10 protein-coding genes and 3 pseudogenes are annotated in these 15937 nt (G+C 68.5%); 1 reads left to right on the plus strand and 12 read right to left on the minus strand.

Features of this window, described 5'->3' with window-relative positions:
- Window positions 1-26 precede the first annotated feature (26 nt).
- The 11 genes and pseudogenes from GPA10_RS29825 to GPA10_RS42905 form a co-directional block, all read right to left on the minus strand.
- Complete coding sequence (locus GPA10_RS29825) at window positions 27-1028, minus strand: EamA family transporter (protein ID WP_198351743.1); 1002 nt, start codon at window positions 1026-1028, stop codon at window positions 27-29.
- On the minus strand, window positions 1025-2356 hold the full coding sequence (locus tag GPA10_RS29830; protein ID WP_157168188.1) for an ATP-grasp domain-containing protein: 1332 nt from the start codon (window positions 2354-2356) through the stop codon (window positions 1025-1027). Before GPA10_RS29830 ends, GPA10_RS29825 begins: the two co-directional genes overlap by 4 nt.
- Window positions 2353-2958, minus strand: a complete 606-nt coding sequence (locus GPA10_RS42895) for an HD domain-containing protein (RefSeq protein ID WP_157168189.1) — start codon at window positions 2956-2958, stop codon at window positions 2353-2355. The genes GPA10_RS29830 and GPA10_RS42895 overlap by 4 nt, the downstream gene beginning before the upstream one ends.
- The gene (gene thiM, locus GPA10_RS29840; protein ID WP_157168190.1) at window positions 2955-3776 is read right to left on the minus strand and encodes a hydroxyethylthiazole kinase; all 822 of its coding nucleotides are present in this window, start codon (window positions 3774-3776) and stop codon (window positions 2955-2957) included. The genes GPA10_RS42895 and thiM overlap by 4 nt, the downstream gene beginning before the upstream one ends.
- Window positions 3773-5017 (minus strand): glutamate-5-semialdehyde dehydrogenase, encoded by a 1245-nt coding sequence (locus GPA10_RS29845; RefSeq protein WP_157168191.1) that lies wholly within the window; start codon window positions 5015-5017, stop codon window positions 3773-3775. The genes thiM and GPA10_RS29845 overlap by 4 nt, the downstream gene beginning before the upstream one ends.
- Window positions 5014-6225, minus strand: a complete 1212-nt coding sequence (locus GPA10_RS29850) for an aspartate aminotransferase family protein (protein ID WP_157168192.1) — start codon at window positions 6223-6225, stop codon at window positions 5014-5016. The genes GPA10_RS29845 and GPA10_RS29850 overlap by 4 nt, the downstream gene beginning before the upstream one ends.
- Entirely contained in the window at window positions 6222-7169 is a 948-nt protein-coding gene (locus GPA10_RS29855; protein WP_246260018.1) for a peptidase, read from the minus strand. The genes GPA10_RS29850 and GPA10_RS29855 overlap by 4 nt, the downstream gene beginning before the upstream one ends.
- Window positions 7170-7590: 421 nt before the next feature.
- Window positions 7591-10437 (minus strand): zinc metalloprotease, encoded by a 2847-nt coding sequence (locus GPA10_RS29860; RefSeq protein WP_157168193.1) that lies wholly within the window; start codon window positions 10435-10437, stop codon window positions 7591-7593.
- A 798-nt stretch (window positions 10438-11235) separates the two neighbouring features.
- A complete protein-coding gene (locus tag GPA10_RS42900) occupies window positions 11236-11526 on the minus strand; it encodes a hypothetical protein (RefSeq protein ID WP_246260020.1) in 291 nt (96 codons plus the stop codon).
- A gap of 285 nt (window positions 11527-11811) precedes the next feature.
- Window positions 11812-13479 (minus strand): hypothetical protein, encoded by a 1668-nt coding sequence (locus tag GPA10_RS29870; RefSeq protein WP_343041464.1) that lies wholly within the window; start codon window positions 13477-13479, stop codon window positions 11812-11814.
- Window positions 13480-14070: 591 nt separating this feature from the next.
- Window positions 14071-14498: pseudogene (locus GPA10_RS42905) on the minus strand (transposase); the annotation flags it as partial.
- 42 nt (window positions 14499-14540) lie between these two features.
- Here GPA10_RS42905 and GPA10_RS29875 point away from each other — a divergent pair.
- Window positions 14541-15358, plus strand: a pseudogene (locus GPA10_RS29875) (IS5 family transposase).
- Between the two features lie 34 nt (window positions 15359-15392).
- Here GPA10_RS29875 and GPA10_RS29880 read toward each other — a convergent pair.
- Window positions 15393-15932, minus strand: a pseudogene (locus GPA10_RS29880) (transposase); the annotation flags it as partial.
- Window positions 15933-15937: the final 5 nt, after the last annotated feature.

Genomic DNA, 15937 nt, shown 5'->3' on the forward strand with positions numbered 1-15937 from the left:
GAAGCGGCGCTCCCCGGCTGTCGACTTCAGGAGCCGTGATACCGGGCATCGACTCGTTCACGCTCCTGCTGGCTCACCGCACGCTCCGGTCGTTCCGGCACGGGCTCCGGCCGTTCCGGCACGGGCTCCGGCCGTTCCGGCACGGGCTCCGGCCGTTCCGGCACGGGCTCCGGCCGCCCTGTCGCACTCAGGATCACACCCGCCAACGCCATTGCTCCTCCCATCAGTTGGGACCAGACCAGCGGCGACCCGGTCAGCACCGCGAACAGATAGCCGACGGCTGGGATGCCGCCTGTGAACGTGCCTGCGACGGATGCCTGCACCTTGCGCAGCGCGAAGGTCCACAGCAGCAGGGTGAGGCCGGACGCCATGACACCGAGGTAGGTGATCGCGAGCCAGCCGGCGGTGGACGGCGGCCGGAACCCCTTCTCAGCGATCTCCCACCCCAACCACGGTGTCAGGAACACCAGGCCCCACACACTGGATGCCGAGGCCAGAACGACCGGCTCGATACAGGTGCAGAAGCGCCGTACATAGGCGGTGTAGTACGCATACGCGGCGACACCACCGAGCACGATCACATTGCCGAGCACGTCGAACCGGGGCCCGCCCTGCCGGACCACGAGCAGCACGCCGAGCACCGCGAGCACCAGTCCCGCTGCCCGACTGGCGGGGAGCCGCTCGCCCAGCCACAGCAGACCCAGCATCGCGGTGAGTACCGGCAGTGCCGCCTGAAGGAGCGCGGCACTGTCGGGTGAGGTGAACAGCAGTCCCACGTTCTGCAGGCCGTAGTACAGGGCGACGCCGGTGAGCCCGCACACCACGTACGCGGACCGAAACAGGCCACGCATCCGCAGCCCACCGGCGATGCCGAACGGGAGGAGCACCAGGGCCCCGATGGCGAACCGAAGGAACGTGAGCTGGGCCGGCCCGGTCTCGGCCAGCACGCGGTCGCTCACGATGAAGGTCGAGGCCCAGATCAGCACGGTGGTCGACAGGGCGAGCAGCGCGGAGCCCCGCCCCTTCACTCCTCCTCCGGCACCAGTTGCAGCTCCCGGCGCACTCTCCTCACCGAGTCCCGCAGCTCGACGAGGGAGGTGCCCTGCAGATGGAGCTGCGCGAGCCAGTACGGCTGCTCGTGCACCCGGTCCTCGACGACCCAGCCGCGCTCCCGCTCGGCATAGCCCGCGATCCGCACCGTCCGGTCCAGAAGCTCGGCCGGGTGTACAGCGAAGCCGCCGAACCGGACGGGGGTCCGATGGGGGCCCAGACACTCGCTGCCATAGAGATGGACGGTGGCCGCGGCCCGCGATGGCTCCGATCCGGGATCGAAGCGCCGAGCGGAGCACGTGCCGTGCAGCAGCGCGTCCGCGAGCGCGCCGACCAGGTCGCAGCCGTGGGCGAAGTCCGTCTCCGGGATGATCGTGCGGCCCGCGTAGCGCGCCGCGATCTCCACCACGGCACAGCTGCCGTCGGGCATGAGCTTGAGCTCGACATGTGTGCCGCACGTGTCGAGGCCCAGTGCGGCGACGGCCCGTCCGGCCGTGTCGATCACTCGGCGGCGGGCGTCCACGTCCATGGACGTCGGTGAGATGTGACCGCTCTGTGTGAGCGGAGGCACTTTCGGGGTCACGTCGGTGATGGCGACCGGTACGTACTCGCCGGCCACCACCAGGCCTTCGACACAGACCTGGTCGCTGAAGCCCGGTACCGGGTACCACAGGTCCGGGTCGCCGCGGAGCAGTTCCTCCACCAGGAAGGCCCCTTCGGTGTCGGCCGGAACGTCGAAACCGGCCAGCGACTCCCGTGCCGAGGCGAACACCTGCCGCGCCTGGTCGGCGCGATCGACGCGCTGGATGCCGGCGGCGGACATACCGCGCCGTGGCTTGATCAGCACGGGACCGCCCACTTCGGACATCAGGGCGACGATGTCCTCCTCCGACCGCAGCGGACGGTAGCGCACATTCGTCAGCCCACCGGCCGTGAGAGCGTCCCGCATCAGGAGTTTGTCCCTGGCGCGTGCGGCACCGGCGGTGCCGGGACCGCGCAGCCCCAGCTTCTCTGCCGCGCCGGCCGTCTGAGTGGCGTAGAGCTCGCTGAAGCACACCAGAGCGTCGGCCTGCCAGTCCTGCGCTGCCGCGACGACGCGTCGCTCGGTCTCCCGCTCGTCCCGCCGGTCCCATAGGTCGTCGTCCAGGAGAACGCGTTCCGCTCCGGTAGAGAGCAGAGCATGCTCCACCGGGTCGAGGCGTTCGGGGCGCGGCACATAGACCGAGATGCGGGCCCGCGCACGCAGTACGGGAAGGAAGTACGACAGCGGCGGGCCGCCGTAGTCGTAGACGACAAGCACCCTCATGACGCGACCCCCGTGTAGTAGTAAAAGGCTCGTTCTTGCGGCACGTGCGGGAACAGCGCCGCCCGCATCACGTCGTAGGTTGCCCAGTCCGCCCAGTGCACCAGCGCCGACTCCTTGCTGCGCTTGGTGTGCTCCCCTTCGACGGAGTGGGTCGCGATGATGTGCACCACCTCGGTCGGCAGACCCATCTCCTCGGCCAGTCGCGCGCCTGTGTAGGGGTGGCGCAGCAGCAGCGGCTGACGCAGCACCGGCACCGCCGGTTCGGTAGGGCTCTTCGGTCCGAAGAGCTCGAACAGGCCGACGTCGTGCAGCAGCCCGCCGACCAGGACGTGGTCCACCACGGTGCGGGAACCCACGACCCGGTTGCACTGCTCCGCCATGTCGGCCGCGGCAGCCGCCACCAGCCGGAGATGATCGACCAGCTTCACCTCCGTGCGGACGGCCGGTGGCGCTCCGGACGCGGTCTCCTCGACGTACCACATGATGCTCGGGTCGGCCCAGCCACCGCGCCGCGCGGCCTCGGTCAGCACGTCGACCGTCCTGTCCCGCAGGCCGTCGTCACCGATCCTGGCGAGCTCGGGCAGCCACTCCGCCCACTTCACGAGGGATCCCTGGGGGCGGACGTGGTGACCCGCGACCGGGTCGCGACCATCTCGTCATCCATGACGGACAGCTGATTGCAGACCTCGGGCAGGAGATAGCCGGGTCCCCTGCCGGTGGCCGCCGCCAGCTCACCGGCGATGCCGTAGGCGCAGACCCCGGTGACCGTCGCGGTGAACATGTCCGCACCTGCGACGGCCGCGAAGGCGCCGAGCACCGCGGACCGTGCGCTGCCGGTGCCGACCACCTGTCCCATGACCGGATGTCCGTTGGTGATCGCGGCCAGCTGCCGTCCGTCGCCCACGTAGTCGGTGCGGCCGGAGACGGCGGCGATGACCTGGGCGGACTCCGCCAGCTTCATGCACACCTCGTCCGCTGGTGCGGTGGCGCTGACGGCGTCGGCGCCACGTATCACCGACGGGACACCACACAGGTCCGCCAGCTCGGCGACATTGCCGGACACCATGCGGACGGCTCCGGTGTCGAGCAGCGCCCTGGCGAGGCGCGAGCGGAACCGGCTGGCCCCGGATCCCAACGGGTCGAGGACGACGGGGATCGACCGTGCCGCACAGGCCTCGGCGACCTGTACCGCGGTCCGGTCCATCCCCGGCACGGAGGTCCCGACGTTGAGTACCACGGCGTCCGCCGTCCCGGCGATCTCCGCCGCCTCCTCGGCCGCGTGCGCGAAAATGGTCGCGGCGCCCAGCGACTTCACGGTCTGCGCACAGGCAGCCATCGACACCAGATTGGTGATCATGTGTACGAGCGGGCGGCGCTCGCGGATCGTGGCGATCAGCCCGTCACCTGCCGGCCCGCTCATGGCGCCGTCCGCAACTGACCGGCACCCGTCACGACGAATTTCCTCGACGTGAGATCGGTGACACCGATCGGCCCCCGCGCGTGCAGCTTCTGCGTGGAGATACCCAGCATCGGGCCGAGGCCGAACTCGTAGCCGTAGGTGAACCGGGTCGACGCGTTGACGAAGACGGCGGCCGCGTCCACCGTGTACTGGAACGCGCGGGCGTTCTCCAAGTCGGCCGTGACGATCGCCTCCGAGTGCCCGGTGCCGTACGTGTTGATGTGGTCGACGGCGGTCGCCAGGTCCGGCACCACGCGCATGGCCACGGTCGGGCCGAGGTACTCCGTGCACCAGTCCTCGTCGTCGGCCCTGGTGGCCTCGGGGGCAGCCGCGCACACCTGGAGGCAGCCATGCACAGCCACCTCGGCGTGGCGCAGTTCGGTGACCAGCCTGCTGACGTAGCCCGGCGCGTGCGCGGCGTGCACCAGCACGGTCTCCACCGCGTTGCACATGGTCGGCGCGGAGAGTTTCGCATTGAGCACGATCCGGGTCGCCGAGTCGAGGTCTGCCGACTCGTCGACGTAGACGTGGCAGTTGCCGCCGCCGGACGCGAGAACCGGCCAGGGAGAGCGCCGCCGCACCTCAGCGATGAAGGCGTCGCTGCCCCTGGCCACGACCAGGTCGATCCGGCTGTCGCCGCCGAGCAGGTCCCACAGCGCCTCCCGTGACGGATCGTCGACGTACCGGGTGATGCCCGGTGGGACACCGACGTCCTTCAGGCAGTCCTGGATGATCCGCACCAGTAGCTGGTTCGTCCGCGTCGATTCCCTGCCCCCTCGGAGAACGATGGCGTTGCCGCTCTTCAGCGCGATCGCCGAGGCCTCAAGGGTCACCTCAGGGCGGCTCTCGTACACGGCGGCGACGACTCCGAGCGGAACGCGCATCCGGCCGACCAGGAGGCCGTTCGGCTGCGGGCGGAGTTCAGAGATCTCTCCCACCGGATCCGGGCTCTCGGCGAGCCACCGGACACCGTCGATGATCCGGTTGAATCGGGGGCGCTCCAGCAGCATCCGCCGCACCGCCTTGCCCGTGACGGAGCCCGCCCGCTCCGCGCGTGCGCACTCCTCCTTGTTGGTCGCCGCGATCTCGCCGAACCGCTCCGCCATCGCCTCCGCCACCGCGTGCAGGGCGGCGCGCTTCTCGTCCCCTGTCAGCCGTGCCGCTGCCGCCGCGGCCGACCTGTCGAGCAGTTCCGTGGTCACCGGCGCACCACCTCGTCGAACACGGCGAGCGTGGTGCTCTCCAGGAGCTTCAGGTCCTCGGCGGTGATGTTGAGCGGCGGGGTGAGACGGACGACCGAGCGGTGCTGGCCGCCGATGCCCACGAGGACGCCGCGCGCCATCATCTGGCGCCGGAACGCCATCGCCTGAGCGGGTGACTGCCACTCCAGGCCGATGAGCAGTCCCTGCCCGCGCACCTCGACGTCAGGCGGCGCCGCGGAACGCAGGGCGTCCATCAGCTGGTTGCCCGCTCGTTCCGACGCGTCTGCCAGGCCGCCCGCGGTCAGCTCACCCAGCACCGCCTTGCCCACCGCACCCACCAGGGCGCCGTTCCCGCCGAAGGTGGTCGAGTGGTCGACGGGTGCCCAGCATGAGCCGAGGTCGTCCGGGGTCAGGACGGCGCCGACCGGTAAGCCGGCGCCGAGCGGCTTGCCGACCACCAGGATGTCCGGCCGCACCCCGGAGCGCTCGAAGGCGAACGTCGTGCCTGTCCTGCCGAGTCCGGTGAAGATCTCGTCGAAGATCAGCAGCGCATTCCGTGCATCGCACAGTTCGCGCAGCGCACGGAGGAAGCCATCCGGCGGTACGATCACCCCGCCCACCCCCAGCACCGGTTCTGCGACGACGGCGAGCAGGTCGTCCTGGGACCGCGCGTCCAGTTGGCGTCCCAGCTCGTCGAGGTCCACAACGCCGGTTCGGGGCACCGGCAGGTGCACAATGCCCGGATAGAGACTGAAACCGGGCAGACCAGTCTTGTATACGTTCATTCCGGTGAGCGCGAGCGCTATACCGGACCGCCCGTGATAACCGTTCTCCAGCGCGGCGATGGAATGGCCGAACCTGCCACGAGCAGCCTGGAACTTCTTCGCCAGCTTGACCGCGGTCTCGATCGCTTCGGAGCCGCTGTTGGCGAAGAAGACCCGTTGGAACGAGCCACCAGCCAGTTTGGTGAGTTCCTGCGCCAATTCGATGACAGGTTCATTGAGTTGGAAACTCGAATGAACGAGTTCACTTGCTTGCCGCTCGATCGCCGAGATCACCGCCGGATGGCCGTGACCCAGTACGTGCACACCAGGCCCCGCGACACAGTCCAGGTAGCGGTTTCCCTCGATGTCGACGAGCCAGGAGCCGCTGCCCCTGCGCATGACCGGACCATCGAGCAGGGTGGCCACCAGCGCGGGATGCGTCATCGTAAGCTCCCGGCCGTCTCCTCGCCCGCGACCCGGGTGGAAACCGCGTTCACCGGTGCTGGTGCCCCTGCGGGACTCTGCGTGAATTCGGAGGCGAACCGCTGCACCATCTCCAGCGTGATGGAGGCCTGATCCGCCATTCTCTCGCCGTCCTCGGCTCCGGTGAACTGGCCGTGCGCACCGACCACTGAATTTCCCGTCTTCAGGTATACCGGCCGTGCGACGCGTACGATGTCGGGCGCCTCGAATGTTCGGATGAACCCGCCGGATGACGGTGGGTTGTCGGTATGCACATCGAGCGGCACGGCAATGCGCTGCCGGACAGCCGCGATGGCGGGCAGCGGGAGATCCCTGACCGGGTTGATGCTGTCGGCGCCGAGTTCCTCCAGCATGGAGATGCTGATCGGATTGGCGTAGCCGAGGTGCGCGGAGGCCTTGAACGTGGTGTCTGCCGGCAGCAGACCCCCCTTCCTGGCCTGCCCGAGCGTCTTCAGTAACCCCTCGTCGTACACGACGAACGACCGGCAGCCCAATTCGAGGCCGCGCAGCACGTCGTCGAGCGCGCGCCGGATCTGGTCGACCCCGCGCAGCCGGTAGCCGAGGAAACTGCCGTGCGGAGTCAGCCGGGTGGGGCTCGTGTCGTACGTGGCGCGCGGGCCCACCGAGAAAGCCGTGGTGATGCCTTCGTCCGCGGCCAGCCTGAGATAGTCGGCCAGTTCTTCCCTGGTGTGCCGGAAGAGGCCGACCGTCTCCGTCACTCTGTTCACGGTCATGCCCCTGTGCCGGGCCTGTTTCATCAGTGCTCGGAAGGTGTTGAAACTGTTGACAACCGGTACTTCAACCCGGAAGTCGGCACCATCCGGGAAAGAATGAGGTGAAAAACTGAGGCTGTAGTCGTCCTGCTCCGGCAGTCCCAGCTTGCGTAAGATTTCTATGCCGAACAATGAGTGCTCCCTTCGCGAGCCCGAAAGGGGGTTGGGCGGATGACGGGTGGACGCTGATGGCTGCGTCGGCCGGGACCCGGATTCCACTTTCTCGCCTTCCTCGGTATCCCCAACCACTGCTATGGAGCCAAAATATTTGAGGAATGCCACCCTCAGAGCCTCTTTTTGAGCCATCACGAGAGGCGGCGGGACATTGAGCTTTCTCGCCCTGGCGGGGGGGCGACGGCTTGCGGAAATGAAGAGCAGGCGTAGCCCGTCCGGTACCACTGCATGATGTGGCCGTGTCAGCGTTCGCGTCAGTCACCAGAACGGAATCGGCGGAACGCGCTCCTTCAGAATGAAAGACCTTTTACTGCTCGGCTTCCGCGTCCGGCCCGTGCCGGTCGTTTCCGGCCGCGCGCGGTGGGCGCGAGCGCCCCGGTTACTGTTCGACCTGGACCGGCAGGCGCTCCCCGCTCGTGCCGTCGTACCTCCCGAGCGGCGCCGTGGTGTCCAGGCCGTCGCGGTCGGTGACCCGGACGGCGATCGTGTGGGTTCCGGAGCCGGTGGAGCGGACGTCGAAGGAAGTGCCGGTCGCCGCCGCCCGGCCGTCGACGACCCATGCCACGTCGGCGCCGGTGATCGGGCCGTGCTGCGGCGAACTGCCCTGGGCGTTCAACAGCGGGCCGTCGACGGCGCCGAGCAGCACCTCGGGGGGTTGCGCAGGGAGGGCGAACGGCGGGGTCTGCACGTACGACGTGTGGTAGCCGTTGGTCGCGATAACCTGGGCCACGCACCTCTCGTGCCCAGGCATCGCGCGCAGGTCCAGGTCGAACGACGTGCCGCTGAGGTTGACCCCCGGGCGGGGCGCGAAGGTCCCGTCGGCGTTGGTGAACCGTACGAAGTACGTGTAGGCGGAGCGCGGTTCGGGCTCGCCGACGTCCAGTCGCTGCCAGCGCAGGTGCAGGACACCCTCGGTGTCGATCTCCGGTGCGGACAGCGGCGTGTTGAGAACGAACTGCGGCGGGCCGGGCGGTACGAGAAGCGCGCCCAGCTCGGTCCCGTCGCGACGCAGGACGACCCGGTGGGCCCGCGCGGTGTAGGGCAGTCGGGCGCTGAACGCTGCTTCCTGTTGCTCGCGGCGGTCGAAGACCACGACGGTCGGCGCGTCGGCCAGGACCTGCCCGGACGCGTCCTCGACGGACACGGTGTGGACGGGGCCTGCGGCCGTCCGCGGTGGCGACGGTTTACGGAACGTCCGCAGGCAGGGCTGCCAGCGCACGGCTCCGGTGCGGGTGACTCGGCCGCGCACCCGCACGTACTGGCCCGGGAACGGCCGGCTGGTGGTGGTCAGCGCGGCGGGCACCGTGCCGTGGGCGGGGCGCTCGGGCGGTGCCGCGTCGGCCTGTTCGCCGCGCACGGACAGGGTGTTGAGCAGCCGCAGCCAGTGGTATCCGCTCATCCAGCGGTCGTCGCCTCCGCAGTAGCTCATCAGGTCACCGGCGTCGGCCGGGTGGATGATGCCGGTCAGCGGTTCCACGCCGACCTCGCCGGTGCGGCCGTCGGGCGGGGTGAAGTCCTCGTCGGTGTGCTCCGGGCCGCCGCAGGGAGCGTGCAGGAGCCCCAGCAGATGGCCCACCTCGTGGGCGAAAGTGGACTCGGAGTCGCGCCCGAACGCCACGTGGTCGACGTACCGTGCCAAACCCCCGATGTTCATGGGCGCGGCCTGGTCGAGCATCGCGTACAGCAACTGGTCGTCGTTGCCGTGGTCCTCCTGGATGTCTTCCAGGTCGTCGAGGAAGTCCTCCTGCCCGTCCTCGTCGGTGAGGTTGCGGGTGGTGTGGATCTCGGTGAGGCCAGGAACCGTGTAGTAGACGATCCCGCCCGTGTCGGCGATGGGGTAGCGCCGGGGGAGGGCGTCGGAGACGGTGCGGTAGCGCGCCGCGCCGATCGCGGGGACGGTGGGGGTCGACACCCGCACCATCCAGATGGTCACCGGTCGAGTCGCCCGGAAGTCGGCTGTGATCTCCATGGGGTTGCTGAGGGTGCCCGCGACCTCCGCCTGCACCTGGATCTTGGCCGTGCCGGCCGTCACCCGGTCCGCGGGGATGAGGAAGTTCAGGGTGTGCGCGAGCTGTTCCCGGTCGACCTGCGCGATGGGCCGGGCCGTGATCGGATTCAGGGAACGGACGGTGAAGGAGCCGCCGTTGAGGGTCAGCGTCCCGACCACCCCGGCCACGGTGCCGCCCTCGCGCGGATCGATACCGGAGTCCAGATAGACGCGGACCAGCGTGGCCTTGCCCGCCGCGAGGGCGTGCTGGGGGCCGCCCGCGGGCGGGGTGAAGTGCTGGGTGGCCTGGGTGACCTCGACGCCGGTGATCTCCAGGTTCGGGGCGGCGTCGGGAGGAAGGAGCTCGCTGCTCATCGTGAGCAGGAAGCCGTTGTGGGTCTGGTCGGTCTGGGTGGGGCCGAGGGCGTGGCGCCCGAGGGTGTCGGGCTCGTTCGGGTCGATGGTGATCATCGCGCGGCCGAGGAAGTTCTCGTAGACGCCGCCGCTCGGCCAGGACTCGTCGTCATGGGTGTACGCCTCGACCCAGATCCGGGTCGGCCCGCCCACGGCCAGTGTGGTGACGGGGGAGGGAAGGCCGCCGGCGAGCGGGAAGAGCGCCTCGTCGAAGACGCGGTCGCCGCTGTTGTTCCAGCGCAGGAGTTCCTGGTCGATGGCCTCGGCGTCACCCTGTGCCGGGGCGAAGGCACGGACGTACAGGCCCATGTGCGTGAAGTCGCTGTTCTCGTCGTCGAAGACCACCACGTCCTTGAAGACGAGTCGTACGTGCCGGAATCCGCGTGGCGGTACGGTTTCGAGGAGGCCGGTGACAACATAGCCGCTGTTGCCGTTGTCGGTGATGGTGGGGCCGAGCAGGACCTGGCCGAGCTGGCTCGGCTCGCGGGTGTCGAAGACGACATCCGCCTCGCCGAGGAAGTTCTCGTGATGGCCCTCGTCGGGCCAGCGCTCGTCGTTGTCCGTGTACGCCTTGACGTGCAGGCGGCCGATGCCGCCCGGTTCGCCGCCGATGTCGAACACCAGGACGCTCGGGTATTCCTGGTCACCGTCCAGCGGGTACTGGAAGTTGTCCTCTACCTCGCCGTTGCGTCTGTTCCAGCGGAACTCCGCCACCTGGTTGCCGGCGTTGTCGAGTACGCGGACGTACAGGCCCATGCGGGTCGAACCCGACTCCTCATCCTCGAAGAGGTAGACGGTGTTGAGCGTGAGACGCATGAGGGTCATGAGCGTCACCTCTGATCGAGGGTTGATGAGCTGTGCCAACGCGCTCGTGCGGCAGGGGCGCGGAAGGGCGACTATGTCAAGGTGCGCGGGTGAGGGCCAGCGTCCGTTCCGCTCAATGGAACAGCGGCCGTGCCGTACGGCGAAACCACCCGATCGTGTGACCTCTGGGGCGGATCAGAGGCACGGTGGTCGCGCGCGGCGCGCTGGCTTCCCGGCGGGCGCGCCCTCGGGGACGGCTTCCAGCTCCTGGTACCCGTCACCGAGCACGGCAGCATGGTGCCCACTGGGCGGTGCTCGTGGTGCCTGGCAGCACCATCGCGTACAGCCCGCCGGAGTGGCGGCGTACGACCGGTCCGCCTCAAGGAAGGCACCGGCCGTACACCGTAGCCGTTCCCTGTACCTCAGCTACTCACCCCGGGGTACGTTCACGCCGGCCGGGCTGCGGTGAGCGCGTCCTCATTCGGGGCTGCGGCCCGTTTCGTGCCGGACTCGGTGTCGAGCACCGCTTTCAGCGGAAGCGCCAGTCGGGCACTGTCTGTCAAACCCTGCGGAACCGGCGGGAGCCATGACCGACCTGCTGGCGCAGGAACCGGTGCGGAACAGGTCGCGGACCCTGCAAGTCGGCAAAGGCTCAGTTGGCAGAAGTCGGCCAGATGTGAGCCCCGATCGTGACTACGGTCAGCGCCACCAGTACGACGGCCGTGATGCGCAATCTCCGTTCCAGGATCCTGGCGCGCCGCTGGTGAAGATCAAGTCTCGGTGCGGGGTCCCACCGCTGTTTCTCCGCCTCCCACCTGTTCACGCGAGCATGCCGGTGATCGTCTGGGCGGCTACCCCCGCCGCGGTCTGCCCGCCCACGGACCCGGCAGCCTGGGCCGCGAGTGTAGCGAGCCTTCGCAGCCGTCCCTGCTCCACCCTGTTGGTGGCTTGGATCTCCTCTTCGGCCAGGGCAGCTTCCGTGCGCAGTTCACCTGGCTCACCGCGCAAGAGCAGGAGTGCCTGCATCAGTTCCGGCGTGGCCTCGAAGAACTGTTCCGAGCGGTGGGTGGCCCGGGCGTCGGGGCCTGAAGCTGCCGCGCCCCCGGTCATCCGTCCGATGGAGATGCCTCCTGGGAGCGGTGCGACGACAGGCGCGGACGGCGCACCAGTGTCAGCCGGCCGACCGATCTGTCTGCCCGATTCCTCGGCCTGCGCCCGCGGTCCTGCGGCAACGGCTCCTCCGCTGAGCTCACCGATCACGAGGCCGCCCGGCGGCTGGGCACCCGATGGGCCCTCGTCGGCCTCCGCACCGCGGCCGGCACCCGCCACACCGTCCGTATGTCCACTCACGCTGCCTCCCTGTTCAGTGTTTCTGCCGCATGCCTTGTCGCCTCTTCACACCCGTTGCCGTCTACGGACGCCGGCCCTCCTCTGCCGTATGCCACCGACGGTTCGTGCCCGTGCGCCCTGCCCCTCCGCCACCGCGCCCCCGTTCATCGTCCCGATGAAGATCCCCTGGTTGTTCACCTGAGCGACTTGTTGCTCCAACTGCGTGGTGTCGTAGCCCTTTTCCCTCATCGCTCGGACTGCCCCGGTGCCGATGCGCTCCACGAGTGCCTGGAGATAGCGGTTGACATCTGTGTCCAGGATCGGAGACTTCTCCCACACGGCCGCGAGTTCACGCACTGAGCTTGAGGCCCCCTCGGACGGGGTGTCCCAGCCGTTCCGGCGCTCGAACCGTCGCTTCACGGAGAGCGTCGCGTCTCCCGCCGAACCCACGAGGGACAAAACGGCGGTGACTCCGGCGGCCGGAGCGGCGAGGAGGGCTCGTGCCATCGAGGACGCCGGCAGATCAGGGCTCCGTTCGGCGATGGCGTCCACGAGCTTGAACTCCGGCTGCAACGGGTCCATGACGTAGAGACAGAGCTCCAGCGTCAGTGACTTGCCCTGGGTGTAGACCCGTACCAAGGCAGTGACCACCACCTGCTGTTCCCACGCACCGATCCGGGCCCGCAAGTAGTGTCGCCGGGCCTCCCCGCCTTCTTCGACCGCCTCGCGGAGGTGCCCTTCGACAGCCGCCTGCCCATGGTCGACCGAGTCCCTCGGCAGCTCCGCCGGCAGGTAGACCAATTCGTCGACCCGTATCTCCTTGAGACGGTCCACCTTTGACCGGGGACCGGCCCCCTCACGGAATTCCCCCAACTCGTCCCGAAGACAGCCCAGTACGTCGGCGGTGGTGAGGGCCTCGGAACCGGCGTCCGGCTTGCGCTTCAGGTCCATCACGAGAGGCGTGGGATCCAGCACCACCCGGCCCAGTCCCGCGAACCCCCGGCCCACGTCGTACAGGACGATCTTCGAGTCCTGTTCCTTCTTGATGACCTCTCCGACGGCGCGGAGCCACGCGGGACCCGTCAGCCTCTCCGGGGGTCGTTGTCCCAAGACACCTGAACGGAACTGATCACGCATCGTCCGCTCTACGGTGCGGCGATGTACCCACACAGGGGCGGCCAGCAGAAGCGGGAATACCACCGCCACCCAGTGGACCGGGTTTCTCAACACGGCGACGAACGCCGTGGCCCAATAGGAGACCAGCACGCCAGAGGCGACCACGGCAGGCAAGAACCCACCCCGCTGTGCAGACGCCAGGCCACTCGGCTTGTACGCGCTCTTGCTGCGGCGCGAGATGCTCCCGGCCAACCACAACAGGAGGCACACGAGAGTGTAGTTGATCACCCAGAAACCGTTATCCATCCCACATTTGGGCGAATCCCCCACTATATCGATGAGGTCGTAGGGGACCCCAAAGACGGATGCGACGACACTCGGGAAGTCCCAGCTCGAATCCCCGCCTTCCCTGCCTGCTCCATTCTTCGCGTGGCAGATGAAAGGCGCGTGCGGGGGAAGGAGATCCGCCAGTGCGAAGAGCGCCCACAGCACGGCGACCCAGACACCCGTTGTCCGCTCAAGCCTGTCGGCTCGTCTCGCGTTGGCCAGCACCGCGAGTACATCGACACCGGCCGCCGGCGCAAGCGTCCTTTCGTCGTGCCTGACGAGCAGTTGCACGACACGACGCCGAAAGCGAGTGGAGAGATAGGTCCCCGCGCAAAGGAGACGGGTGGTCTCGTCATCGGAGCATGAGCACGGACGTCGCGGCGGCCCGTCAGGAGAGGGCGGGTCGGGGTGTAATCGAGCAGGAACTGTCAAAGTGCCGTGACCTCCATGTACTGCCGAAACCGCCATCCACGTTCTCGCCCGGAGCCCTCGTCGGTGTGTGCCAAAACCGCCATCCACGTTCTCGCCCGGAGCCCTCGTCGGTGTGTGCTGACTGGCCGGACGGCTCGTCGCCCACACCAGGCAGGACAGCTGTCCGGCGTCCGCAACCCTGCCGAACACCTCCCATGTGGCGCCCCGGGCGCCGCGTCGCCTGCTGGCGCTCTCCGCGCACCATCCGTAAACCGATCAAACGTACCGGCTGGCTTGTACACGAAGCTGGGCATTGATCAGAAGTGGCCGGATCCACGCTGCGCCGGCGCCGCACGCGGGATGCCTGACTGATCTCATCCTGACTGGTCTCGTCCTGACTGATCTCGTCGCTCGGTTGCAGCGCGCCGCAAATGAGAAGAGCAGAGCAGAGAAGAGCAGAGTAGAGTCGCGGCCGCGGCCGAGTCGTGGCCGAGTCGCCCTCTCGCCCTCACCGCGGTGGCGGAGATCGGAGGCGAGGGGCCGGGTGAGGCGGAGCTGGGTATGGGCAGCGACGACGATCCAAGTCCACCGGTCCGCCGCCTCGGGGGTGCGGAGTTGCGGAGTTGGGGACGCGTCGGAAATGGATGCGGTTCCAGGCCATCGCCTGCGCGGTGCCGTACCGGTCGGTGACCTGCACGGTTCCGCATCGGGTTCGCCCGAGGTGGCGGGCTTGGCGAAGTGGAACTCCTGGCCGTGCCGCGGGGGCCCCAGCCCTGCGGGTAAGCCAGGGCGTACTCCCTGAGCGAGGGCGCTGGACGGCGCATCACCTGATCCGGACGCAGCCGCCCCATCACGTCCACGGGCAGGCCGGTAAGCAAATAGGCCATGCGCGGGGCGTCTTAGACGATGTCCTACGTGGTGAGACGGACGTAGAATCCGGTATGGGGCGGGGTACTTGGAGTTGGATCGTTCCGGATGGGCTGTGGGAGATCGCGGAGCCGCTGATCCCACCATCAAAGGTGCGCCCGCAGGGCGGCGAAACGCGGGACACGCCTGATGAGACGCTGTTCGCCGCGATCATTTACGTGCTGGTCAGCGGCTGCGCTTGGCGAGCCTTGCCGCCGTGCTTCGGCATCTCGAAGTCAACCGCGCATCGACGGTTCGTGATGTGGTCCAGAGCCGGTGTCTGGGGTCGGCTGCACTAGGCCGTGCTGCACCGGCTCGACGACGCCGGCCTCATCGATGTCACCCGCGTCGTGCTGGACACCGCCCACGTTCGCGCTAAAAAAGGGGCGAACACACAGGTCCGAGCCCCGTGGACCGGCGCAAGCCGGGTTCCAAGATGCACATCCTGTCGGACGCGAACGGACTGCCCCTCCTCGTCGGCATCTCGGCCGGCAACGTCCACGACAGCCAGGGCCTGAAGCCCATGGTCGAGGGCCACCAAACGCAACACGACCCTTACCGAGGCCGGTACTTCAAGCCGCAGCGGCTGCACGCCGACAAGGCGTACGACGTTCCCCACCTGCGGCGATGGCTTTGGGGGAAGCACATCGGCGTGCGCATCGCACGCAAAGGCATCGAGTCCAGCGAAAGACTAGGGCGCCGCCGCTGGGTGATCGAGCGCACCCTGTCCTGGCTGTCCGGCTACCACCGCCTCAGCCCCCGCTACGAGCGCAACCCCCGCAACTACCTGGCGTTCCTCGGACTCGCCGCCGCCCTGTGCTGTTACAAACGCCTCGTCCGCCTCACCACGTAGGACACCGTCTTAGAGGTCGTTTTCTCCTGTTGTTTCATCCTGGGATTAGGGGTTGATCCTGATTTATGGGGTCGCGCCAGGAGATGGTGGCTTCGCCGGTGAGGCGGCAGGCCATGAGGTCGGTCATGGCGAGGTGGATCATGGCTTCGGAGCGGGCCGGGAGGACCTCGTAGTCGCGGGCCGGGCGGCGGTTCAGCATCAGCCATCCGTACGTTCGCTCTACCGCCCAGCGTTTTGATATTGGGGTGAATCCCCTGGTCCCGGGGGTGCGGGCGGTGATCTCCATGTCGATGCCGAGGGTCGCGGCGTGTTCGACGAAGCGCTTGCGGTAGCCGCCGTCCACCCAGGTCTTGCGGATCGTGGGGTGGTCGGCGGCGACCTGGTCGAGCAGGTGGATGCCGGCTATGGAGTCCTGCACGCTGGCCGCGGTCACCAGGACCGTCAGCAGCAGGCCGAGGGTGTCGGTCACGATGCTGCGCTTGCGGCCCACGATCTTCTTGGCGTTGTCCGTGCCCTGACCCGTGGCGGGGACACTGGTGGAGGTCTTCACGCTCTGCGCGTCGAGCACGCAGGCCTAGG

Origin of the sequence: Streptomyces typhae (assembly GCF_009755605.1) — a bacterium.
In the GTDB taxonomy this organism is placed as follows: domain Bacteria; phylum Actinomycetota; class Actinomycetes; order Streptomycetales; family Streptomycetaceae; genus Streptomyces; species Streptomyces typhae.

What these genes read in the sequence shown, in the direction of transcription:
- GPA10_RS29830 (WP_157168188.1), bottom strand. Translation starts at nt 2,356, where the DNA reads ATGAGGGTGCTTGTCGTCTACGACTACGGCGGCCCGCCGCTGTCGTAC.
- thiM (WP_157168190.1), bottom strand. Translation starts at nt 3,776, where the DNA reads ATGAGCGGGCCGGCAGGTGACGGGCTGATCGCCACGATCCGCGAGCGC.
- GPA10_RS29850 (WP_157168192.1), bottom strand. Translation starts at nt 6,225, where the DNA reads ATGACGCATCCCGCGCTGGTGGCCACCCTGCTCGATGGTCCGGTCATG.
- GPA10_RS42900 (WP_246260020.1), bottom strand. Translation starts at nt 11,526, where the DNA reads ATGACCGGGGGCGCGGCAGCTTCAGGCCCCGACGCCCGGGCCACCCAC.
- GPA10_RS29860 (WP_157168193.1), bottom strand. Translation starts at nt 10,437, where the DNA reads ATGACCCTCATGCGTCTCACGCTCAACACCGTCTACCTCTTCGAGGAT.